The sequence below is a fragment of the Allobosea sp. P4_H5 genome, from assembly GCF_056400825.1.
In genome coordinates, this window is the sequence record NZ_JBFUKM010000004.1 from 118,052 (window position 1) to 139,269 (window position 21,218).

Consider the following 21,218-nt stretch of genomic DNA (forward strand, 5'->3'; position numbering starts at 1 on the left):
TCACAAAGCCCGGCCGCCTCGGCCGGGCTTTGTCGTGTCGGCGGCGTACTAGCTGACGGAGCGGATGATCTCGCGATAGGCCGTCTCCGGGAAAGCCTTGAGCGTTTCCGTGCGGACATTGCCGAGCATGGCGAGCCGCAGGCAGAAGCGCGCCTGCACGGCATCGTCCGGTGCCTCGCAGATGACGACCATGTCGTGCTTGCCCATGGTCATGAAGAAGGCTTTGAAATCGCCTCCCATCTCCTTCAGCGCCTGCTTGGCCGTATCGAGACGGGTCGGCGAATCCTTGAGGTTGCGTGCGCCCTGGTCGGTCCAGTTGAGCAGCATGATGTAGGTCGTCATCGCGCTTCTCCCAGAAAGGCCCGGCCTTTCGTCGGAAGCTGCCTACGGCGGCCCGCTTGTCGCCGCGCGGTTCCGGATGGGCCGTTGACCATCCGCCGGGCCTATCCCGTCAATCTAGCATGACGGGCCGGTACCGGGCAGGGCCTATCGGCCGAGCAGGCGCTTCAACTTGCGGACCGCGCTGTCCGGCGTGGTCAGCACCGGCTTGCCCGTCGCCTCCGCGACTGCCGATGCGGCCCGTGCCAGGCTGAACTGCGCCAGCGCGATCGCTTCGCAATCAGCCAGATCGCCAGCCGCAAGCGCCGCCAGCCGGTCGTGCTCGGCCCCGTCGCCGCGGTCGAGCGCGGCGAGCGCGCCCTCCGCCAGCTTGGGCGTGATCGTAAGCGATTCCGGAAATTCCGGCGGCATCGACTGCAGCGTCGGTCCGAAGCTGGCGAGCAGGCCGATCCGGCCGCCGATCGCCTCGGCTTCCTCGATCATCGCCTCGTTCGGCTTCAGCACCGGCAGGGGGGAAAGCGCGCGCTGCACCGCTTCGATGCAGGGGCCGAAGGCCGAGCAGGTGAAGAGGATGCCGTCGGCGCCGGTCGACCGCGCATAGCCGGCGAGGCTGAGGAAGCGCCCGGTCATCGCCTCGGTGATCTGCCCGTCGCGGGAAAGATCGGCCGAGAGGCTGTCGTCGAGCAGGTTCATCAGCGTGACTTCTGGCCATAGCCGCGCGAACGCCGCCTCGATCGGAGGCGGCGAATGGCGCAGGGCATGGATCAGCGCGATCCGCATAGGCAGCTCTTAATCTTACCGGATCGGATGCGGGTATTGCAGCCCGCCGCGCGAGGCGAGGTCGTTCAGCCCGCGCTTCAACTGCAGCTTCGATCCCCCGCCGACATTGCGCTCGAAGCTCTCGCCGTAATTGCCGATATGCTTGATCACGCGATAGGCCCAGTCATTGCTCAGGCCAAGGCCTTCGCCGAACTTGCCCTCGACACCGAGCAGACGCTTGATCTCGGGATTCCCAGACTTCAGCTGCTCGTCGACATTGGCCTTGGTCACGCCGAACTCCTCGGCGTTGAGCATGGCGTAGTGCACCCATTTCACCAGCGCGACCCAGCTCTCGTCGCCGCGCTTCACCGCCGGGCCGAGTGGCTCGCGCGAGATCAGCGTCGGCAGGACGACGAAATCGTCGGGCTTGGAGAATTTCAGCCGCTCGGCAGCGAGCCCGGAGGTGTCAGTGGTGAAGGCGTCGCAGCGCCCCGCTTCCAGCGCCTTCACGCCCTCCTCGTTGGTGGCGAAGCCGATGATCTCGTATTTGAGTTTGTTGGCGCGGAAGAAGTCGGCGAGGTTGAGCTCGGTCGTCGTGCCTTGTGTCACGCAGATCGAGGCGCCCTCCAGCCCCTTCGCCTCGGTGACCCCCAGCGACTTGCGCACCATGAAGCCCTGGCCATCGAAATAGTTGATGATCGGCCAGGACATGCCGGCCGAGGTGTCGCGCGACATCGTATAGGTCGCGTTGCGGGCGAGCATGTCGACCTCGCCGGACTGCACCACGACGAAGCGCATCTGCGGCGTCGTCGGGATGAACCTGACCTTGTTCGGGTCGTTGAAGATCGCCGCGGCGACGGCGCGGCAGAGGTCGATATCGAGCCCGTCCCAGCGTCCGTCCGACCCTTGGATGCCGAAGCCGGGCAGGGCGATATGGTTGCCGCAGATCAGTTCGCCGCGCGCCTTGACGCGGTCGAGCGTGCCGGTCTGGGCGCTGGCTACGCCGGCAAAGCCGAGCGTGGCGAGTCCGGCGAAGAGCAGATGTTTCAGCTGCTTGGTTTTCATGATCGTTCCCCTGTTGTGGAAGTACCGGGCTCTTGTTGGCCCGGATCGTGGCAAGCCTCAGGCCAGCCGGGCCGAGGCCAAACTCGCATCGAGCGCGTCGCCCAGCCGCTCGACGATGGTGTCGACGGTCGCAGCGTCGATGATGAAGGGCGGGGCGAGCAGGACATGGTCGCCGGCGGTGCCGTCGGCGGTGCCGCCCATCGGGTAGATCAGCAGCCCGCGCTCCTGTGCCGCCTGCTTGATCCTGGCGTTGAGTTTGAGGGCCGGGTCGAAAGGTGTCTTGGTCGAGCGGTCGGCGACGATCTCGACGCCCCAGAAATGGCCGCGCCCGCGAATGTCGCCGACATGGTGATGATTGCCGAAGCGCTCGCGCAGGCGCTGCTCCAGCCTGGCGCCCTGCTTGCGGACATTGGCGAGGAGGTCGTCGCGCTCGATCACTTGCTGCACCGCCAGCGCGGTGGCGCAGGCAAGGGGATGGCCCACGTAAGTCTGGCTGTGCGGGAAGACGCCCGAGCCCTGCCTGACCGCCCCGACGACCCGCTTCGAGGCCAGCATCGCGCCGATCGGCGCATAGCCGCCGCCGAGCCCCTTGGCGATCGCCATCAAATCGGGCGCGATGCCTTCCTGCTCGCAGGCATGGAGCGTGCCGGTGCGACCCATGCCGCTCATGACTTCGTCGAGGATCAGCAGCACGCCATGGCGGTCGCAGATCTCGCGGATGCGCTTGAAATAGCCGGGCGCCGCGGGCACCGCGCCGAGCGTCGCGCCGACCACCGTCTCGGCGACGAAGGCGCAGACCGTCTCCGGGCCGAGCTCCAGGATCTTCGCCTCGAGCTCGTCGGCGACACGCAAGGCGTAGTCCTCGCTGGTCTCGTCGGCCCGGCGGCCTCGATACTCGTAGCAGGGCGAGATGTGATGGCCCTGCATCAGCATCTGCTCGAACGGCGCGCGGTCCTTCATCCGGCCGCCGACCGAAAGCGCCCCCAGCGTGATGCCGTGATAGCTCTGGCGCCGCGAGATGAAGTTGACCCGGCGCGTCTCGCCTTTCTCGACGAAGTAATGCCGTGCCAGCTTCAGGCAGGCCTCGATCGCCTCCGAGCCCGAGCTGCAGAAATAGACTGATGCCATCCCGGCCGGCGCTCGCGCGATCAGATGGTCGGCGAGCTCCTCGGCCGCGTCGGTGGTGAAGAAGCTGGTATGGGCATAAGCGAGCTTGTCGATCTGCGCATGCATCGCCGCCAGCACGTCGGGATGGCCATGGCCGAGGCAGGAGACAGCGGCGCCGCCGGATGCGTCGATGTGCTCGCGCCCATCGCGGTCGCGCAGCACCATGCCCTCGCCGCCGGTAGCGGTCGGATAGGTCTTGCTCAGCATGCGATGCAGGATGTGGCTCATCGATGGCCTCGCCTGTTGGATCGGTGAGTGAGGAAAGTACCGGCCGCGTCGAGCGTCGCCTCGTGGCGCGCGATCGCGTCGAGCGCGGCCTTGCCCTTGCGCGCGGTCATCAGCGCCGCCAGGCATTCGACCGCGGCGAAGGCCGGTGTCATCGTGTGGAAGAAGGACGGCGTTTCGGTTCGCACCAGCAGCGCCACATCGGCGATGGCGGCGAGGGGAGAAAGCGTGCTGTCGGTCAGCGCTATAACCTTTGCGCCGCTCTCTTTGGCGATCTCGGCCGCCTGCACGGTCTGGCGCGTATAGGGCGCGACCGAGACAGCGAAGAGCGCATCGCCGGGTCCGATCCGGCGCAGCGCATCGATGCCGCGCCCGCCGGCGCCGTCGGCGAGCACGGAGCCTGCCCCGATCAGATCGCGGATGTAGTCGAGCATGAAGGCGGCCGGGAAGGCCGAGCGCAGGCCGAAGCAGAACACCGTCTGCGCCTCGCTCAGCAGGTCGGCAGCCTGTTCGAAGCGGGCGAGCGCCTGTGGTTCGCGCAGTGCTTTCAGATGTTCGGTCAGCGCCGCGAACATGTCCTGTACGATCGCGCTCGGACCTTCTTCGCCATGGCGCTGCATCAATTCGCCTGCCCGGCCGGCGAAGCCTTCCGGCCGTCGCCGCAGCGCAGCCGCATGGACAGCGCGCAGTTCGTCGTAACCCTTGAGGCCGAAGCGTTGCGCCAGCCGGGTGAGGGTGGCCGGCGACAAGCCGGCGCGCTTGGCCTGCTCACGCGTCGTCAGCAGCGCGACATCGGCGGGATGATCGAGCACCCAGCGCGCCGCCGCCTGCAATTGCTGCGGCAACTGTTCGAAGCTCTCGGTGAGGCTCGCCGTCAGGCCGGGCTTGTCCATGCGCCGGACCTTAGCAGGGGCATACAGTGTATGAAACAGATTCTTTGAGACCTATAGAGTGAAACGATTGTTTCATGCGACGCGATGCCTTTCGCGGGCACCGAGTTTGGCTCAGCTCCGAACCAGCAGCCCGTCGAGCATGAGGTTGAAGGCGTCGATCGCCTTGCGCGAGATCGCTTCCGGCTCGGGGGCATTCGCGATCCACTGTGCGGCATATTGCGTTGCCCCCGCGATCAGCCTCGCAGCCGCTTCGGGATCGATAGGGGCAATGACGCCGGTCTCGGCCAGTTTCGTCAGGCTTTCCGTCATCGAGCGGATGCACTCGCTCAGCGTTGGCCAGTCCCAGGGATCACCGAGGACCGCTGGACCGTCCCGCAGCATGATGCGCTGGATTTCGGGATCGAGCGCCAGTTCGATATAGGCGGTGCATTCGTCGCGGAAACCGGTCCATGGGTCGCCGGCCTTCGCCGAGACCTCCTGCATATGGGCGTTCATCTCGCCGTCGATCTCGGTGATCACCGCGACCAGCAGGCCCTTCTTGTCGCCGAAATGATGGTAGAGCGCCCCGCGCGTCAGCCCGGCCGAGGCGGTGAGATCATCCATCGAGGTCTGCGCATAGCCGACCGTGCCGAAGGCGGCGCGCGCCGCGGCGATCAGTTTGGTCCGCGTCTCGGCGATCATCTGGCTGCGCGGCTTGCGCATCGTCCATGTTCCTTTCGCATACGAAGCGTATGTGAATTGACATACGTTGCGTATGTAATTACTCATGTCACATACGCAACGTATGTCAATTACGCTTCCACGTTGCGCTTCGATGTGACGGAGACGTCCATGCCTAACCCCTATCGCGAAATTTTCCGGGCTCCCGGCTCGATCGGCTTTTCAGCCGCCGGATTCCTCGCCCGCATGCCATTCTCGATGCTGACGATCGGCATCGTCACCATGCTCTCCCAGGCGCGCGGCCAGTATTGGCTTGCCGGTGGCGTCGCCGCGACCTTCGCGCTGTCCAATGCGCTGATCGCGCCGCAGATCTCGCGGCTGGTCGACCGCCATGGTCAGAGCAAAGTGCTGATCCCCTCCACGCTCGCGACCATTGTCGCGCTGATCGGGCTGATGCTGGCGACGCGCCTCGAGGCGCCGATCTGGGTACTTTTCCTCTTTGCCGCTCTCGCCGGGCTCGAGCCGAGCATGATGGCGATGGTGCGTGCCCGTTGGACCGAGATCTATCGCGATACGCCGCATTTGCGCACCGCCTTTGCCTTCGAATCGGTCATCGACGAGGTCATCTTCATGCTCGGCCCGGTGATCTCGATCGGCCTGAGCGTGATCTGGTTCCCGGAAGCCGGGCCGCTTGCGGCGACGATCATGCTCGCTGTCGGCATGGCCCTGTTCGTGGCGCAGCGCGCGACCGAGCCGCCTGTGCACTCGCAAGGCGTCGACGCCAGCAGCTCCGCCATCCGCCTGGTGCCAGTGCAGATCATCGCGCTGCTGATGGTTGCGCTCGGTGTCGTCTTCGGCACGGCTGAGGTCACTGCGGTGGCCTTCGCCGAAGCGCAGGGCAACAAGGCGGCGGCGAGTCTGGCACTTGCGGCCTATGCTGCCGGCTCCTTCATCACCGGCCTCGTTTTCGGCGCGCTCCGCCTGCGCATGCCGCTCGCCACGCAGTTGCTGCTCGCGATCGGGCTTGCCGCGGCGACAACACTGCCGCTGCTGATCGTGTCGTCGCTCTGGATGCTGGGCATCGTGCTCTTCATCGCCGGCGCCTCGATCTCGCCGACCGTCATCGTCGCGATGGCGCTGGTCGAACGGCATGTGCCGGCTTCGAAGCTCACCGAGGGCATCACCTGGGTGATGACCGGCATGGGTATCGGCATGGCGGCGGGTTCGGCCGCCTCCGGCTGGCTGATCGACGTCTATGGCGCGAGCACCGGCTTCTACGTCTCGGTGGCCGGCGGATTCTCGGCGCTGGCGATCGTCACGATCGGATTCTGCCTGATCGCCGAGCCGCGGCGGACGGCGATGGCATGGACGGGCTGAGGGCGAGCCGCGTGTAAGATCCGCCTCACAAAAAGGGCGGCCTCCCGAAGGAGGCCGCCCGATCTGTTTGCAGCTAAGCTCAGCGGATCGGCGGTGCGTATTGCAGCCCGCCCTGCGACCAGAGCTTGTTGACGCCGCGCGGCAGCGGGTTGCGGCTCTGGGCGCCAAAATGCCGCTCGAAGCTTTCGCCGTAATTGCCGACCGCCTTGACGATGCGCACCACCCAGTCATTGGTGAGGCCGAGCGACTCGCCGAACTTGCTCTCGGCGCCGAGCATGCGGCGCACTTCCGGGTTCTGCGAGGTCTTCGCCAACTCCTCGACATTGGCCTGGGTGACGCCGAGCTCCTCGGCATTGATCAGCGCGAACACGGTCCAGCGCACGATGTCGAACCAGGCCTGGTCGTTCTTGCGGACCCAGGGACCGAGCGGCTCCTTGGAGATCACCTCCTGGAGCAGGATGTGCTCGTCCGGCTTCTGCAGCTTGTTGCGCGTGCCGGCGAGCGAGGAGAGGTCGGTGGTGTAGGCATCGCAGCGCCCGGCCTCATAGGCAGCGACCGTCTCCTCCAGTGTGGCGAAGGCGACGGTCTCGAACTTGAGATTGTTGGTGCGGCCGTAGTCGGCGAGGTTGAGTTCGGTGGTGGTACCCTGGGCGACGCAGACCGAGGCGCCATTGAGCTCCTTGACCATGTTCACGCCGAGCTTCTTGCGCAGGATGAAGCCCTGGCCGTCATAATAGTTCACTGCCGTGAAGCTGAGGCCCTGGCCGATGTCGCGGCTCAGCGTCCAGGTGGTGGTGCGCGCCAGGACGTCGATCTCGCCCGATTGCAAAGACACCAGGCGGTTCTTGCTCGACAGCGACAGATATTGCGCCTTGTCCTGGTCGTTGAAGATCGCAGCCGCGAGCGCGCGGCAGACATCGGTGTCGAAGCCGTTCCAGACACCCTTGCCATCCTGCAGCGAGAAGCCCGGCACGCCTTCGCTGGTGCCGCAGACGATATGGCCGCGCGCCTTGATCCGGTCGAGGGTCGACTGGCTGCCGCCCTGGGCGAAGGCGGAGACGGCAGAGGCGGCCACGAGCGCAAGGCCCGCTGCCAAACTTAGGAGGGGTGTCTTCACGATGAGTGTCTCCGGGCGGGAATGCGGCTGCGATGGTCGGAAATAATTACGGTTCTATGACGATTTTCAAATGATAGATGTCCGCTGGCGCGAGGCATGCCATCGGGAGGCGGATTTCGCCACAGCTCCAAGCTCTTGCCAGGTCCCGGCCTTTCTGCCATAAGCCGCGCCTTCGATCGCCCGGCTGATAAGGGCTGCCGTGGCGGTCGTACTTTGCTTCCCAAAGCAAAATTGAAGCGGCGCATTGTTCGCGCTCGCGACCTATGAGGAGCTGAAATGCCCAAGATGAAGACTAAATCGGCCGCCAAGAAGCGGTTCAAGGTCACCGGAACCGGCAAGGTGCTCTACGCCCAGGCCGGCAAGCGTCACGGGATGATCAAGCGGACCAACAAGCAGCTCCGCAATCACCGTGGGACGAACGTTCTTTTCGAAGGCGATGCCGCCAACGTGAAGAAGTACTTCCTCCCCAACGGCTGACGTCCCCTAACTTTTCCGGAGATCAAACATGGCTCGCGTGAAACGGGGCGTTACGTCCCACGCCAAGCACAAGAAGACATTCAAGGCCGCCAAGGGCTTCTATGGCCGCCGCAAGAACACGATCCGCGCCGCCAAGGCGGCCGTCGATCGCTCGATGCAGTACGCCTATCGCGACCGCAAGAACAAGAAGCGCACGTTTCGCGCGCTCTGGATCCAGCGCCTGAACGCTGCGGTGCGCGAGCACGGCCTGACCTACTCGCTGTTCATCGGCGGCCTCGCCAAGGCGGGCCTCGAGCTCGACCGCAAGACCCTGTCGGCTCTCGCCATCGACGACGCAGCCGCCTTCGCTGCGGTGGTCGAGACGGTCAAGGGCGCGCTGGGCACCGAGGCCCAGGCCGCCTGAGCGGTCTGACCTGATCGGAATACGAAAGGCCGGCGGAAACGCCGGCCTTTTGTTTTTCGCGGCCGCTTGGTCGCGCGCGTCATGGTTGTGTTGCGATTGCGTGATCCCTTCCTGCGGGGAGGATCGCACCATGCTCGAGATCTCGAATTTCGTCGCCGACGACCGTCTCGCCAAGGACATCGCTGCCGGCCGCAAGCTGAAGCGCCCGGCCCAGGATCCGCAGCGCCTGGCCGAGCAGATCGTCCACCGCACGCGTGCAGGCGCGGGCGTCGACTTTGATGTCTTCGAAGCCCTGCTCGGCGAGAACGACCTCGTCGAGATCAACTATCTCGAGCGCGGCCTGCTCGCAGCTCGCACCGTCTGCCGCATCAATGGGCCGGCAGCGGTCGGTGACGGCAGTGAATGGGGAACCGGCTTCCTGATCGGCCCGCGCTTGCTGCTGACCAACAACCACGTCATCGGCTCGGTCGAGGAGGCGCTCACGTCGACGGTCGAGTTCGGCTACGAGCTCGACGGGGAGGGGAGGCTGAAGCGGTCCACCCGTTTCCGCCTGACGCCGCAGGACGGTTTCGTCACCAGCGACAGGAATGCGCTCGACTACACCATCGTCGCGGTGGCGCCGGTGAGCGAGGACGGTGATGTCGCCCTCGCCGATCTCGGTTTCCTGCGCCTCGATCCGCGCACCGGCAAGACCGAACTCGGCCAGTACGCAACGATCATCCAGCACCCCGATGCCAGGACCAAGCGCATCTCGCTGCGCGAGAACAAGATCGTCAAATATGGCGATCGCGCCGATCCGACCCGAGACAACTTCCTCTGGTATTCCTCGGATACGGCCCCTGGTTCATCCGGTGCACCGGTCTTCACCGATGCCTGGCAGGTGATCTGCCTGCACCATGCCGGCGTCCCCGATCGCAAGATGGTCCAGGGGCAGGAGCATTGGGTGCTCGCGGACGGCACCACGGCACCCGCCGCACTGGCCAGGCGCCTCCCGGCCGATAAAGTGCATTGGCTGGCCAATGAAGGTGTCCGGATTTCGAAACTGATCGCTGATCTGGAGCGGCAGTCGAAACTCGACGGCTTTGTCAGCTCGCCGCTGATCGTCGATCTGATCGCCGACGCCACCGGCGTGAAAGCCTTCGCCGGAACCGTGCCGGCGCAGAGCATCATAGGGCCACCGCTGATCGCTGCGCCGGCTATCGCGACGATCGCTGCTGTCGCCGCCGAGGCGGCGGTGCTCGAGGCTGCGCGCAGGCCGACCCGGCGTACCCATCCGGCTTCCTTTTTCGACGGGCGGCGTGGCTACGAACCGGACTTCCTGCCGACGCGGATCCCGCTGCCGACCCTCGGCCCGGCCGCGCTACGCCATGGCGCGCCGGCCAAGGTGGCGGGCGCGGCGGACGATGTGCTGCGCTATCTGCATTTCTCCGTGGTCCTGAACGGCGCCGAGGACCGCAAGCTCGCCTTCTATACGGCGGTCAACATCGACGGGACGCGCTGGACCAATCTCGACCGCGGCGACGACGCCTGGTTCTATGATGGCCGCATCCCGGAGGAGTTGCAGAACGGTGACGAGCTCTATGGCAACGAGCCGGTCCCGTCGAAGAACTATTTCGACCGCGGCCATCTGGTGCGCCGGCTCGACCCGGTCTGGGGCGGCATCCGCGAGGCCAAGCTCGCCAATGACGACACCTTTCACTGGACCAACTGCTCACCGCAGTACTGGGGGTTCAACCAGGGCGCCGACCTCTGGCAGGGCCTCGAGAACTTCCTGCTCTACAACACCGACGAGGAGAATGTGCGGGCCTCCGTCTTCTCGGGCCCGCTGCTCCGCTCGGACGACGAGCTTCACCGCGGCATCCGCATCCCGCAATTCTACTGGAAGGTGATCGCGGTCGTGGACAAGGTCGGCAAGCTCTTTTCGAGCGGGTATATCGTCAGCCAGCAGGATTATGCGCTCGACATCCCCTTCGAGCAGCTTCCCGTCGGCCCCAACAGCACGAAGCCGGGCCAGAACTTCCAGGTGCCGGTGACCAAGATCGAGGCCGACACCGGCATCGTCTTCGCCGACGCCGTCCGGCAGGCCGATGTCTACACCGGCCCGGTGGTCGGCCGTCGGCTCCGTACTGTCGCCGACATCCAGCACCCACGGCGATAGAGGGCCGGACGGAGCCGTTCAGGTCTGCACCTTGTCCACCGCCTTCGGCGTCCAGCTCTCGCCGGCGCCGTCGACGATGCGCTGATAGGCCTCCTCGGGGCTGTCGGCATAGCAGAACAGCTTCAGATCCTCCGGCCGGATGAAGCCCGCTTCGGCCATCCGCTCGAGATTGATCAGCCCCTGCCAATAGGCGCTGTCGTAGAGCACGATCGGCACCGGCGGCATCTTGCCGGTCTGCACCAGCGTCATGATCTCGAAGAGCTCGTCGAGCGTGCCGAAGCCGCCGGGGAAGACCACCAGCGCCGCCGCCCGCATGGCGAGATGCATCTTGCGCATCGCGAAATAGTGGAAGCGGAAGGTCAGGTCCGGCGTCGACCAGGCATTCGGATCCTGCTCATGCGGCAAGGTGATGTTGAAGCCGATCGAGACGGCGCCGGCCTCGGTGGCGCCGCGATTGGCGGCCTCCATGATCCCTGGCCCGCCGCCGGTGGCGATGACATGGCGCTTGCCGCCATCCTTGCCGTCGAGGGCGCCGCCGCGTTCCGAGGCGATCTTGCCGAACTCCCGTGCCGCCTCGTACCAGGGATTGCCCTCGCGCACCCGCGCTGAGCCGAACACGACGATGGTCGAGAGGATGCCGCGGGCTCTGAGGGCGTCCTCGGCCTTCTGGTACTCGAGCATGAAGCGCGCCCCGCGCATGGAATCGCCGAGGAGGAAATCCTGGTCGAGTGCGGCGATCCGGTAGGAGGGCGAATTCTTCTGGGCGCTGTTGTCGGGCATGCTCGTCGTCTCCGTCGTCGGCACTGCATAGCTGCGCCGGACCATTCCTGTCGCCCCTCGCGTCCAAGGTAAGGATGATTGCGACGGGATTGTCATGAAGCAGTGGCTAGAGTGGCGACAGCGTCGAGAACTGCGTGAACGGGATGCTTTGCCAGCGTGATTGGACTGGCATCCGCTTGCCTGACCCCCTAGAAGGTGGCTCGCAAACAGGCTGAATTGGCATGAACGACATCGATACCCTTCGCGATTCCCTGGTCGGGGAGATCGAGGCGGCCGGCGACGAAACGGCGCTGGAGCAGTTGCGCATCGCGGCGCTCGGCAAGTCCGGATCGGTCTCGGCCCTGCTGAAGACGCTCGGCGCGATGACGCCGGACGAGCGCAAGGAGCAGGGGCCGCGCATCAACGGCCTGCGCGATGTCGTCCAGCAGGCGCTTACTGCCCGCAAGGACGCGCTCGGCGAGGCGGCGCTGGAAGCGCGACTCGCCAGCGAGCGGCTCGACATCTCTCTGCCGGTGCGCGAGGGGCCGGAGGCGCGCGGGCGCATCCACCCGATCAGCCAGGTCATCGACGAGATCACCGCGATCTTCGGCGATATGGGTTTCTCGGTCGCCGAAGGCCCGGACGTCGAGACCGACGATCTCAACTTCACCAAGCTGAACTTCCCGGTCGGCCATCCCGCCCGCGAGATGCACGACACCTTCTTCTTCGCGCCGGATGCCAATGGCGAGCGCAAGCTGCTGCGCACCCATACCTCGCCGGTCCAGGTGCGCACGATGATGTCGCAGGAGCCGCCGATCCGCGTGATCTGCCCGGGCCGGACCTACCGCATGGATTCCGACCAGACCCACACGCCGATGTTCCATCAGGTCGAGGGCCTCGTCATCGACAAGAAGACCCATTTCGGCCACATGAAATGGGTGCTGGAGGAGTTCTGCAAGGCGTTCTTCGAGGTCGAGGGCGTCAAGATGCGCTTCCGCCCGTCCTTCTTCCCGTTCACCGAGCCGTCGGCCGAGGTCGACATCCAGTGCTCGCGCAAGGACGGCGAGATCCGCTTCGGCGAGGGCGAGGACTGGCTCGAGATTCTCGGCTGCGGCATGGTCCATCCGAACGTGCTGCGTAATTGCGGGCTCGACCCGGACGTCTACCAGGGCTTCGCCTGGGGCATGGGCATCGATCGCATCGCCATGTTGAAATACGGCATGCCGGACCTGCGGCCGTTCTTCGAGGCGGATGTCCGCTGGCTGTCGCATTACGGCTTCCGCCCGCTCGACCTGCCGACCCTGACCGGCGGGTTGACCTCTTAAACCTCACCCTGAGGGGAGACGCATGAACGGCGCGCAATGGGCTGGGCTGATCGCGGCGCTGATGGTCGCCGCCAATCTGCTGTGCTTGGCCGTCGCCTTCGTGCGCCTGCGCCGCAAGCAGGCGCCGTCGCGCCTGCAGAAGCTCGCGCCGCCGGTGACGATCGTGCGCCCGGTGCGCGGCATCGAGACCTTCAGCCGGGAGACGCTGACCTCCGGCCTGGAACTCGACTATCCCCAATACGAGACGATCTTCTGCGTCGCCGACGGCCACGATCCGATCGTGCCGCTGATCGAGGAGTTGATCGGAATCTATGGCGCCGATCGCGTCCGCCTGATCGTCGGCGATGTCGCGGTCAGCGCCAATCCCAAGCTCAACAACTGCGTCAAGGGCTGGGAGGCGGCGCGCCATGACTGGGTGATCCTCGCCGATTCCAACGTGCTGATGCCGAAGGACTATGTCCAGCGGCTGATGGCTTCCTGGCGTGAGGACACCGGGCTGGTCTGCTCGACGCCGGCCGGCTCGCGGCCGGGCTGCTTCGGCGCCGAGGTCGAGTGCGCCTTCCTCAATACCTTCCAGGCGCGCTGGCAATATGCCGGCGAGGCGCTCGGCTTCGGCTTCGCCCAGGGCAAGTCGATGCTGTGGAACAAGCCTTTTCTCGACGCCAATGGCGGCATCGCCGCGCTCGCTGCCGAGATCGCCGAGGATGCCGCGGCGACCAAGCTGGTGCGCAAGGCCGGCAAGCATGTCCATCTCGTCGGCCAGCCCTTCGAGCAGCCGCTCGGGCCGCGCAGTCTGCGCGACGTCGTCCAGCGCCAGTTCCGCTGGGCGCGCTTGCGCCGCGTCACCTTCCTGCCCTTCTTCGCGCCGGAGATTCTGGTCGGGCCGCTGGTGCCGGCGCTGCTTGCCGCTTACGCCGCGCCGGCTTTCGGGCTGGCGATCTGGCAAGCCGTGCTCGCCGTCCTCGTACTCTGGTATGCCGGCGAGATCGTGCTGGCGAAGGGCGTCGGCTGGTTCGTGAACTGGCGCACGCCTTTGGCTTATCTGACCCGCGACCTCATCTTCCCCGGCATCTGGGCCTATGCCTTCATTGCCCGCGAAGTGAGCTGGCGCGGCAATGCGATGAAGATCAGGACGGATGGCGAGGACCAACTGAACGACAGTCAGCCCGAATTGTCGACCGTCGCGGTCCGACGCGACGGGGCTGCCTGACCATGGACATGACCGGGATTCCCGAGCGATATCGCGATTGTCGGACCTTCTCCTTCGGCGACGGTCCGGAACTGGCTACCGAGCTGGCGGCTCTGGTCGTCGCCGGCCGCAAGCGCGCGACGGTGAATACACCCGATGCCCCCGACTGCCCGAAAGTCGGCGAACTGTGGATCGTACTCGACGGCGACAAGCGCCCCGTTTGCGTGATCGAGACGCTTGAACTGTTTCCCAGGCGCTTCGACGAGATCGACGAGGCGTTCGCCTTCGAGGAGGGTGAGGACGACAGGACGCTCGCCTCCTGGCGCGAAGCCCATGAAAACTATTTCCGGCGCCTCGGCGTCTTCAGTCCCGACATGATCTTGCTTTGCGAACGCTTCCGTCTGGTGGAGGTGTTCGCTCCGATGGACGTAACAGCATGAAATTCTCGCTTTCCTGGCTCAAAGAGCATCTCGACACCACCGATTCGCTCGACACCATCACCGAGACGCTGACCCGGGTCGGCCTTGAGGTCGAAAGCGTCGAGGACAAGGCCAAGGCGCTCAGTGCCTTCACGATCGCCTATGTGATCGAGGCCAAGCAGCACCCGAACGCCGACCGGCTGCGCGTCTGCATGGTCGACACCGGCTCGGGCGAGCCGGTCCAGGTCGTCTGCGGCGCCCCCAATGCCCGCACCGGCATGAAGAGCGTGTTCTCTCCGCCCGGCACCTATATCCCCGGCAAGGACATCACCCTCGGCAAGGGCGTGATCCGCGGCGTCGAGTCGAACGGCATGCTCTGCTCGGCCGCCGAACTGCAGATCTCGGAAGACCATGACGGCATCCTCGACCTGCCTGAGGATGCCCCTGTCGGGCAACCCTACGCGACCTATGCCGGCCTCGACGATGCCGTGATCGAGATCGCGGTGACGCCGAACCGCGCCGATGCACTCGGTGTCGCCGGCGTCGCCCGCGACCTCGCCGCCGCCGGCCTCGGAACGATCAAGACCGCTCCGGTCCAGCCGGTGCGCGGCGCCTTCCCGTGCCCGGTTGCGCTGAAGCTCGACTTCGCCGAGGAAGACCGCAATCTTTGCCCGGTCTTCGCGCTCAGGCTGGTGCGCGGCGTCAAGAACGGCCCGTCGCCGGAATGGTTGCAGGCGCGCCTGCGCGCCATCGGCCTGCGCCCCATCAATGCGCTGGTCGACATCACCAACTTCATGACCTTCGACCGCAACCGGCCGCTGCACGTCTTCGACGCAGCCAAGGTCAAGGGCGACCTCGTCGTCCGCCGCGCCAGGGATGGCGAGGAGGTGCTGGCGCTCGACGGCAGGACCTATGCGTTGACCTCGGACATGGTTGCGATCGCCGACGACAACGGCGTCGAATCGATCGCCGGCGTGATGGGCGGCGAGCATTCCGGCTGCGACGAGAGCACCACCGACGTGCTGGTCGAAAGCGCGGTCTGGAACACGCTCAACATCGCCCGCACCGGCCGCGCGCTCGGCATCAACTCCGATGCCCGCTACCGCAACGAGCGCGGCATCGATCCGGACTTCACCCGTGCCGGCCTCGACATGGCGACGCAGATGATCATCTCGCTCTGCGGCGGCGAGCCGTCCGAGGTCGTCTTCGCCGGCGACCTGCCGGAGAGTCCGCGCGCCATCGACTTCCCCTGGTCCGAGGTCAAGCGCCTGACCGGGCTCGACCTGCCCGTGGTTGAGATGAAGCTGGCGCTGACCTCGCTCGGCTTCCACGTCTCCGGCGCCGGTGATCGCGTCAAGGTCGCGCCGCCGTCCTGGCGCGCCGATGTCGAGGGCAAGGCCGATCTCGTCGAGGAGATCCTGCGCATCGCCGGCATCGACCGCGTCGCGCCTGCGCCGCTGCCGCGCATCAAGGGCGAGGTGATCAAGCCGGTCCTGACCGTGCTCCAGAAGCGCACCCGCGCGGCCAAGCGCCTGCTCGCCAGCCGCGGGCTGGTCGAGGCGGTGACCTGGTCCTTCATCTCGCATGATGCAGCCAAGCTCTTCGGCGGCGGCTCGCGCAAGCTCGTGCTCGCCAACCCGATCGCGGCCGATCTCTCCGACATGCGGCCCTCGCTGCTGCCGGGGCTGATCCGCTCGGCGCAGGCCAATGCCGACCGTGGGTTCAGTGACGTCGCCCTGTTCGAGGTCGGCCAGATATTCCTGAGCGACGAGCCGGAAGGCCAGCTCATTGCCGCCGCTGGCCTTCGCCGCGGCACGGCCAGGCTCGAGGGGGCCGGCCGCCATTGGGACGGCGGCGCCAAGCCGGTCGACGCCTTCGATGCCAAGGCTGACGTGTTCGGCCTGCTCTCCGGCCTCGGTGTGCCGGTCGGTGGACTGCAGATCGTCGCGGGCGGTCCGGCCTGGGCCCATCCCGGCCGTTCGGCCACGCTCCAGTTCGGTCCCAAGGGCGTGATCGGCGCTTTCGGCGAGGTTCATCCGCGCGTGCTCAAGGCGCTCGACGTCAAGGGCCCGCTGGTCGCCTTCGAGATCCATCTCGATGCACTGCCGCTGCCGAAGTACAAGCCGACCAAGGTCAAGCCGAAGCTGGCGCTCTCCGACTTCCAGCCGGTGACGCGCGACTTCGCCTTCATCGTCGACAAGGCGGTGGCGGCCGGCGAGATGGCCAAGAGCGCCCAGAACGCCGACCGCGCGCTGGTCTCGGACGTTGGCGTCTTCGACCTCTATGAGGGCACAGGTGTCGAACCGGGCAAGAAGTCCGTGGCGCTGGCCGTGACGCTGCAGCCGACGCAGAAGACGCTGACCGACACCGAGATCGAGGCTGTCGCGGCCAAGATCGTCGCCGAGATGAGCAAGCGCTACGGCGCGGTGTTGCGGGGATAGGGAACGTCATGGTCGGCCTTGAGCCGACCATCTCAGGCCAGAATGGGCGCCGGATGGTGCCTTTTCGTCATGAGATTCTCGGGTCTGCGCTTCGCTTCGCCCGAGAATGACGGCTTTGTGCTACCCGCGCCCCCGCGTTATTGACCAGAATTATGAAATAATCGACGCAGGAAATCGGTTGAAAATCCGGGTATCGGCTCTGATTGTTGCAATCTGAGAGGCCTGATGTCGCTGGTCGAGCTCCCTGTCGCGGACGATCTGTTCCCCGGTTTCCGGCTGCTCGACGTCACGACGTCAGGTGCGCGCATTCGCGTTCGCACCGGCGGGGAGGGGCCGCCGCTCCTGCTGCTCCACGGCTATCCCCAGACGCACATCATGTGGCGGCGCGTGGCTCCGCAGCTGGCGCGGCGCTTCACCCTGGTCTGCCCGGATCTGCGCGGCTACGGCGATTCGGAAAAGCCGCCGAGCGCCGCCGATCACGCGCCTTATTCCAAGCGCGCCATGGCGCAGGACATGGCCGAGGTCATGAGCGCGCTCGGCCATGAACACTTCTTCGTCGGCTCGCATGATCGCGGCGCCCGCGTCGCGCACCGGCTGGCACTCGACCATGGCGAGCGGGTGTTGAAGCTGGCGACGCTCGACATCGCGCCGACGCGCGAGATGTATCGCGACACCACCGACGCCTTCGCCCGCGCCTATTGGCACTGGTTCTTCCTGATCCAGCCGGCACCGATGCCGGAGCGCATGATCGGCGCCGATCCGGAGTTCTATTGGACGAGCCGGCGCGCCTCCGACATGAAGCTGTTCGAGTCGGCGGCGCTCGCCGAATATCTGCGCTGCTTTCGCGATCCGGCGATGATCCATGCCAGCTGCGAGGATTACCGCGCCGCGGCGACGATCGACATCGCCCATGACGATGCCGATGACGGCAGGAAGGTCTCCTGCCCGCTGCTGGCGCTGTGGGGCGATCGCGGCGCCGTCGGAAAATGCTTCGATGTGCTGGCGCTCTGGCGCGAGCGCGCGGAAAACGTCCAAGGCCGGGCCCTGCCGGGCGGGCATTATCTGGCGGAGGAGATCCCCGATCTCGTCGCCGCCGAATTCTCGGCCTTCTTCGGAGAGAACACATGAGCCGCACCAATCGCGTCTACCGCATCGCCGCCATCGCCGGCGACGGCATCGGCAAGGAGGTCATGCCCGAGGGCCTGCGCGTGCTCGAGGCGGCCGCGAAGAAGTACGGTTTCGAGATCCAGCTCGACGAGTTCGACTTCTCCTCCTGCGACTACTACGCCAAGCACGGCAAGATGCTGCCGGACGACTGGAAGGAGAAGATCGGCGGCCATGACGCGATCTTCTTCGGCGCCGTCGGCATGCCCGCCCAGGTGCCGGACCATATCTCGCTCTGGGGCTCGCTGCTGCTGTTCCGCCGCGAGTTCGACCAATACGTCAACCTGCGGCCCGTTCGCCTGATGCCGGGCGTGCCTGGCCCGCTGGTCGGCCGCAAGCCGGGCGATATCGACTTCTTTGTCGTGCGCGAGAACACCGAGGGTGAGTACTCCTCGGTCGGCGGGCGGATGTATGGCGGCACCGACCGCGAGATCGTCATCCAGGAGACGGTGATGAGCCGCGTCGGCGTCGACCGCGTGCTCAAATACGCCTTCGAACTGGCCCAGCGCCGGCCGCGCAAGAAGCTGACCTCGGCGACCAAGTCGAACGGCATCTCGATCACCATGCCGTACTGGGACGAGCGGGTGAAGGAGATGGCCAAGAACTATCCGGACGTCGCCGTCGATCAGTACCATATCGATATCCTGACCGCGCATTTCGTGCTCAACCCCGACCGTTTCGACGTGGTCGTCGCCTCCAACCTGTTCGGCGACATCCTCTCCGATCTCGGCCCGGCCTGCACCGGCACGATCGGCATCGCCCCGTCGGGGAACATCAACCCGACCGGCGAATTCCCGTCCTTGTTCGAGCCCGTGCACGGCTCTGCCCCCGACATCGCCGGGCAGGGCATCGCCAACCCGGTCGGCCAGATCTGGTCGGGCGCGATGATGCTGGATCACCTCGGCGAGCACGAGGCAGCCAAGGCGATCGAGGCCGCGATCGAGCGCGCGCTCGGCGATGCCCGCACCCGCACGCGCGATCTCGGCGGTAGCCTAAAGACTGAGGCTGCCGGCAAGGCGATCGAGCAGGCGCTGGGTTGACGACGACGCTGGCGCTGACCACAAGCGGTGGTCGGCGCCGAAAAGACGTAAGACTTAAGGAGGGGGGATAAGGTGCCCGATCTGACGTTTTCTCTGCTGGACCCGGCGCTCTGGGGCAAGCTCTTCGAGATCATCGCGCTCAACATCGTCCTGTCGGGTGACAATGCGGTGGTGATCGCGCTCGCCTGCCGGGCGCTCGCACCCGAGCAGCGCGCCAAGGGCATTGCGCTCGGTGCCGGCGTGGCGGTGCTGCTGCGCGTCGTCTTCACCGTGCTGATCGCCTCCCTCCTCAACATGCCGTTCCTGCACATCATCGGCGCGCTGCTGCTCGTCTGGATCGCGGTCAAGCTGATCATCGAGGATGGCGAGAGCGACGAGAACGCTGTCGCCGCCAGCAGCAAGCTCTGGAAGGCGGTGCAGACCGTCGCTATCGCCGACATCGTCATGAGCCTCGACAACGTGCTCGCCATCGCGGCCGTCGCCAAGGATTCGATCCCGCTGCTGGTCGGCGGCCTGATCATCTCGATCCCGCTGATCGTGCTCGGCGCCTCGCTGATCACCTCGCTCCTGACCCGCTTCCCGGTGCTGGTCTGGGCCGGCGCTGGCCTGCTCGGCTGGGTCGCGGGCGAAATGTTCGAGACCGACCCCTGGCTGATCGGCAAGCTCGGCGAGACGCTCGCTCATCAGCTCGAATACCCCGCCGCCATCCTCGGGGCCCTGCTCGTGCTCGGCCTCGGCTATTTCCTCAAGCATCGCCGGCCAGATCCGGCCCTCTGACACAGGGACTGACCGACCTATGGATTTCTCGTCATCGACCTTCTGGGTGTCGCTTCTCCAGATCATCTGGATCGACCTCCTGCTCTCGGGCGACAACGCGGTCGTCATCGCGCTCGCCTGCCGCTCGCTGCCTGAAAACCGGCGCACGCTCGGCATCTGGCTCGGCGCCGGCGCTGCCGTCGGCCTGCGCATCATCTTCGCGCTGGTCGTCAGCTATCTGCTGGCGGTGCCTTTCCTCAAGGTGGTCGGTGGCGTCCTGCTGTTCTGGATCGCGATCAAGCTCGCCATGGGCGAGGAGGAAGCTCATAGCGACATCGAAGCCAGCGACAATCTTTGGCGCGCCGTCCGCACCATCGCCATCGCCGATGCGGTGATGAGTCTCGACAACGTCGTCGCCATCGCGGCTGCGTCGCGCGGCCATGCCGAGCTCTTCATCTTCGGCCTGCTGCTGACGATCCCGCTGATCATCATGGGCGCCCAGCTCCTGACCAAGATCATCGAACGCTATCCCATTATCGTCTGGCTCGGCGCAGCCCTGCTCGGCTGGATCGCAGCGGAGATGATCCTCGGCGATGCGGCTGTGCTGCGCTGGCTGATGACGGTGGTCCCGAGTTGGGTCGTCACCGTGCCGCTCGACGTCAATCCGGTCGGGCTTGCGCCTGCGAGCATGCCGCACTACGCGGCCGCCGTTCTTGGCGCGCTGTTCGTCGTCGTCGTCGGTTATGCGCTGAAGAAGAAGCCGGTCGACCAGCCGGGCTGAAAAATCAGGCTTGATCGAGAACAATGAATGCGGCGGCCATGCTCTCATGGCCGCCGTTTTTCGTGAGCCGGATGAAACCGCTTGCGGTGCGGTCGTTCTGCTCGTCAGTCACGGCGAAACGCTCGGCGCCATCGAGGCGGACTGCGAAGCTCTCGGGGGCACGGGAAAAGCCGGTGCCGAGTGCCTTCACATAGGCTTCCTTGGCGCTCCAGAGCTGGGCGAAGGCCAGCGGCCGGGCAGGGGCGGGCAAGCCCTGCAGCCAGCGCCGCTCTTGCGGATGCAGCGCGGCGAGCGGCGGCTCGCTTGCGAGTACGACCTGTTCGACATCCACACCGACTGGCCGATGCGCCAGCGCGATCGCGACGAGACCTGCACGCGTCGCGAGCGACAGGTGCAGGCCTGAGGCGCGTGGACGAAGGATCAGCGGGCGTCCTGCTGGCTCATGCCCGATCTCGACAGCATCGTCCTGTAGACCGAACTGGCGCGCCAACATCTCGCGGGCGAGCGAGCGCCGCAACCGCGAACGCTCCGGCAGGTTCGTCGGCTGTGCCTGTGTCGCAATCAGCCAGGCCGCGGGCAGGGTAGGGGCGATCTGATCGATGGAGGAGAGCCAGAGCATGTCGCGCTTCTAGTGCAGCGTGCGCCCGCGCGGAAGGCGATCGTCCGACCCGCCCTGCGCCACGCTCATGGAGGCCCGGAGCTTG

The 21,218-nt window shown here is 66.0% G+C and carries 21 protein-coding genes; 12 read left to right on the forward strand and 9 right to left on the reverse strand.

From position 1 onward, the window contains the following. Positions 1 to 48: 48 nt before the first annotated feature. From AC1DS0_RS09605 to AC1DS0_RS09630, 6 genes are all read right to left on the reverse strand, one after another. Positions 49 to 342, reverse strand: a complete 294-nt coding sequence (locus AC1DS0_RS09605; RefSeq protein WP_476814126.1) for a GYD domain-containing protein — start codon at positions 340 to 342, stop codon at positions 49 to 51. A gap of 144 nt (positions 343 to 486) precedes the next feature. Next, positions 487 to 1,119 (reverse strand): aspartate/glutamate racemase family protein, encoded by a 633-nt coding sequence (locus tag AC1DS0_RS09610; RefSeq protein WP_476814127.1) that lies wholly within the window; start codon positions 1,117 to 1,119, stop codon positions 487 to 489. A 15-nt stretch (positions 1,120 to 1,134) separates the two neighbouring features. After that, positions 1,135 to 2,163, reverse strand: a complete 1,029-nt coding sequence (locus tag AC1DS0_RS09615) for an amino acid ABC transporter substrate-binding protein (protein ID WP_476814128.1) — start codon at positions 2,161 to 2,163, stop codon at positions 1,135 to 1,137. A 57-nt stretch (positions 2,164 to 2,220) separates the two neighbouring features. Beyond that, positions 2,221 to 3,558: an aspartate aminotransferase family protein gene (locus tag AC1DS0_RS09620; protein ID WP_476814129.1), complete on the reverse strand. Its 1,338-nt coding sequence runs from the start codon at positions 3,556 to 3,558 to the stop codon at positions 2,221 to 2,223. Next, positions 3,555 to 4,448 (reverse strand): MurR/RpiR family transcriptional regulator, encoded by an 894-nt coding sequence (locus tag AC1DS0_RS09625; protein WP_476814130.1) that lies wholly within the window; start codon positions 4,446 to 4,448, stop codon positions 3,555 to 3,557. The genes AC1DS0_RS09620 and AC1DS0_RS09625 overlap by 4 nt, the downstream gene beginning before the upstream one ends. A 111-nt stretch (positions 4,449 to 4,559) precedes the next feature. Beyond that, positions 4,560 to 5,150: a TetR/AcrR family transcriptional regulator gene (locus AC1DS0_RS09630; RefSeq protein ID WP_476814131.1), complete on the reverse strand. Its 591-nt coding sequence runs from the start codon at positions 5,148 to 5,150 to the stop codon at positions 4,560 to 4,562. A gap of 129 nt (positions 5,151 to 5,279) precedes the next feature. Here AC1DS0_RS09630 and AC1DS0_RS09635 point away from each other — a divergent pair, with 129 nt between their 5' ends. Next, the gene (locus AC1DS0_RS09635) at positions 5,280 to 6,485 is read left to right on the forward strand and encodes an MFS transporter (protein WP_476814132.1); all 1,206 of its coding nucleotides are present in this window, start codon (positions 5,280 to 5,282) and stop codon (positions 6,483 to 6,485) included. Positions 6,486 to 6,564: 79 nt separating this feature from the next. Here the strand turns inward: AC1DS0_RS09635 and AC1DS0_RS09640 are convergent, their stop codons facing one another. Then, positions 6,565 to 7,605, reverse strand: coding sequence for an amino acid ABC transporter substrate-binding protein (locus AC1DS0_RS09640; RefSeq protein WP_476814440.1), 1,041 nt, complete (start codon positions 7,603 to 7,605; stop codon positions 6,565 to 6,567). A 273-nt stretch (positions 7,606 to 7,878) separates the two neighbouring features. On the opposite strand from AC1DS0_RS09640, the gene rpmI reads away from it, so the two are divergent. From rpmI to AC1DS0_RS09655, 3 genes are all read left to right on the forward strand, one after another. Then, positions 7,879 to 8,079 carry a 50S ribosomal protein L35 gene (gene rpmI, locus AC1DS0_RS09645; protein ID WP_091831700.1) on the forward strand — a complete coding sequence of 67 codons (201 nt, stop codon included), beginning with the start codon at positions 7,879 to 7,881 and terminating at the stop codon, positions 8,077 to 8,079. 28 nt (positions 8,080 to 8,107) lie between these two features. Next, positions 8,108 to 8,482 (forward strand): 50S ribosomal protein L20, encoded by a 375-nt coding sequence (gene rplT, locus AC1DS0_RS09650; RefSeq protein ID WP_476814133.1) that lies wholly within the window; start codon positions 8,108 to 8,110, stop codon positions 8,480 to 8,482. A gap of 130 nt (positions 8,483 to 8,612) precedes the next feature. Continuing rightward, positions 8,613 to 10,640, forward strand: coding sequence for a DNA/RNA non-specific endonuclease (locus AC1DS0_RS09655; protein WP_476814134.1), 2,028 nt, complete (start codon positions 8,613 to 8,615; stop codon positions 10,638 to 10,640). An 18-nt stretch (positions 10,641 to 10,658) separates the two neighbouring features. Here AC1DS0_RS09655 and AC1DS0_RS09660 read toward each other — a convergent pair whose 3' ends face one another. Continuing rightward, positions 10,659 to 11,420 (reverse strand): LOG family protein, encoded by a 762-nt coding sequence (locus AC1DS0_RS09660; RefSeq protein WP_476814135.1) that lies wholly within the window; start codon positions 11,418 to 11,420, stop codon positions 10,659 to 10,661. A 221-nt stretch (positions 11,421 to 11,641) separates the two neighbouring features. Between AC1DS0_RS09660 and pheS the strand changes: the two genes are divergently transcribed. From pheS to AC1DS0_RS09700, 8 genes are all read left to right on the forward strand, one after another. Continuing rightward, entirely contained in the window at positions 11,642 to 12,724 is a 1,083-nt protein-coding gene (pheS, locus tag AC1DS0_RS09665; RefSeq protein WP_476814136.1) for a phenylalanine--tRNA ligase subunit alpha, read from the forward strand. Positions 12,725 to 12,746: 22 nt separating this feature from the next. Next, positions 12,747 to 13,934: a glycosyltransferase gene (locus AC1DS0_RS09670; RefSeq protein ID WP_476814137.1), complete on the forward strand. Its 1,188-nt coding sequence runs from the start codon at positions 12,747 to 12,749 to the stop codon at positions 13,932 to 13,934. Between the two features lie 8 nt (positions 13,935 to 13,942). Further along, positions 13,943 to 14,353: an ASCH domain-containing protein gene (locus tag AC1DS0_RS09675; protein WP_476814138.1), complete on the forward strand. Its 411-nt coding sequence runs from the start codon at positions 13,943 to 13,945 to the stop codon at positions 14,351 to 14,353. Then, positions 14,350 to 16,773 (forward strand): phenylalanine--tRNA ligase subunit beta, encoded by a 2,424-nt coding sequence (pheT, locus tag AC1DS0_RS09680; protein WP_476814139.1) that lies wholly within the window; start codon positions 14,350 to 14,352, stop codon positions 16,771 to 16,773. The genes AC1DS0_RS09675 and pheT overlap by 4 nt, the downstream gene beginning before the upstream one ends. Positions 16,774 to 16,998: 225 nt before the next feature. Further along, positions 16,999 to 17,901: an alpha/beta fold hydrolase gene (locus AC1DS0_RS09685; RefSeq protein ID WP_476814140.1), complete on the forward strand. Its 903-nt coding sequence runs from the start codon at positions 16,999 to 17,001 to the stop codon at positions 17,899 to 17,901. After that, positions 17,898 to 18,977, forward strand: coding sequence for a tartrate dehydrogenase (locus tag AC1DS0_RS09690; RefSeq protein ID WP_476814141.1), 1,080 nt, complete (start codon positions 17,898 to 17,900; stop codon positions 18,975 to 18,977). The genes AC1DS0_RS09685 and AC1DS0_RS09690 overlap by 4 nt, the downstream gene beginning before the upstream one ends. 72 nt (positions 18,978 to 19,049) lie before the next feature. Further along, the gene (locus tag AC1DS0_RS09695; RefSeq protein WP_476814142.1) at positions 19,050 to 19,754 is read left to right on the forward strand and encodes a TerC family protein; all 705 of its coding nucleotides are present in this window, start codon (positions 19,050 to 19,052) and stop codon (positions 19,752 to 19,754) included. 19 nt (positions 19,755 to 19,773) lie between these two features. After that, positions 19,774 to 20,514, forward strand: a complete 741-nt coding sequence (locus tag AC1DS0_RS09700) for a TerC family protein (protein ID WP_476814143.1) — start codon at positions 19,774 to 19,776, stop codon at positions 20,512 to 20,514. Positions 20,515 to 20,518: 4 nt separating this feature from the next. Here the strand turns inward: AC1DS0_RS09700 and AC1DS0_RS09705 are convergent, their stop codons facing one another. Beyond that, a complete protein-coding gene (locus tag AC1DS0_RS09705; protein WP_476814144.1) occupies positions 20,519 to 21,133 on the reverse strand; it encodes a 4'-phosphopantetheinyl transferase family protein in 615 nt (204 codons plus the stop codon). Positions 21,134 to 21,218 lie beyond the last annotated feature (85 nt).

Bases quoted from the DNA above. Each gene is read 5' to 3' on its own strand.
- AC1DS0_RS09605 (WP_476814126.1), bottom strand. From the start codon at position 342: ATGACGACCTACATCATGCTGCTCAACTGGACCGACCAGGGCGCACGC.
- AC1DS0_RS09610 (WP_476814127.1), bottom strand. From the start codon at position 1,119: ATGCGGATCGCGCTGATCCATGCCCTGCGCCATTCGCCGCCTCCGATC.
- AC1DS0_RS09615 (WP_476814128.1), bottom strand. From the start codon at position 2,163: ATGAAAACCAAGCAGCTGAAACATCTGCTCTTCGCCGGACTCGCCACG.
- AC1DS0_RS09620 (WP_476814129.1), bottom strand. From the start codon at position 3,558: ATGAGCCACATCCTGCATCGCATGCTGAGCAAGACCTATCCGACCGCT.
- AC1DS0_RS09625 (WP_476814130.1), bottom strand. From the start codon at position 4,448: ATGGACAAGCCCGGCCTGACGGCGAGCCTCACCGAGAGCTTCGAACAG.
- AC1DS0_RS09630 (WP_476814131.1), bottom strand. From the start codon at position 5,150: ATGCGCAAGCCGCGCAGCCAGATGATCGCCGAGACGCGGACCAAACTG.
- AC1DS0_RS09635 (WP_476814132.1), top strand. From the start codon at position 5,280: ATGCCTAACCCCTATCGCGAAATTTTCCGGGCTCCCGGCTCGATCGGC.
- rpmI (WP_091831700.1), top strand. From the start codon at position 7,879: ATGCCCAAGATGAAGACTAAATCGGCCGCCAAGAAGCGGTTCAAGGTC.
- rplT (WP_476814133.1), top strand. From the start codon at position 8,108: ATGGCTCGCGTGAAACGGGGCGTTACGTCCCACGCCAAGCACAAGAAG.
- AC1DS0_RS09655 (WP_476814134.1), top strand. From the start codon at position 8,613: ATGCTCGAGATCTCGAATTTCGTCGCCGACGACCGTCTCGCCAAGGAC.
- AC1DS0_RS09660 (WP_476814135.1), bottom strand. From the start codon at position 11,420: ATGCCCGACAACAGCGCCCAGAAGAATTCGCCCTCCTACCGGATCGCC.
- pheS (WP_476814136.1), top strand. From the start codon at position 11,642: ATGAACGACATCGATACCCTTCGCGATTCCCTGGTCGGGGAGATCGAG.
- AC1DS0_RS09670 (WP_476814137.1), top strand. From the start codon at position 12,747: ATGAACGGCGCGCAATGGGCTGGGCTGATCGCGGCGCTGATGGTCGCC.
- AC1DS0_RS09675 (WP_476814138.1), top strand. From the start codon at position 13,943: ATGACCGGGATTCCCGAGCGATATCGCGATTGTCGGACCTTCTCCTTC.
- pheT (WP_476814139.1), top strand. From the start codon at position 14,350: ATGAAATTCTCGCTTTCCTGGCTCAAAGAGCATCTCGACACCACCGAT.
- AC1DS0_RS09685 (WP_476814140.1), top strand. From the start codon at position 16,999: ATGTCGCTGGTCGAGCTCCCTGTCGCGGACGATCTGTTCCCCGGTTTC.
- AC1DS0_RS09690 (WP_476814141.1), top strand. From the start codon at position 17,898: ATGAGCCGCACCAATCGCGTCTACCGCATCGCCGCCATCGCCGGCGAC.
- AC1DS0_RS09700 (WP_476814143.1), top strand. From the start codon at position 19,774: ATGGATTTCTCGTCATCGACCTTCTGGGTGTCGCTTCTCCAGATCATC.
- AC1DS0_RS09705 (WP_476814144.1), bottom strand. From the start codon at position 21,133: ATGCTCTGGCTCTCCTCCATCGATCAGATCGCCCCTACCCTGCCCGCG.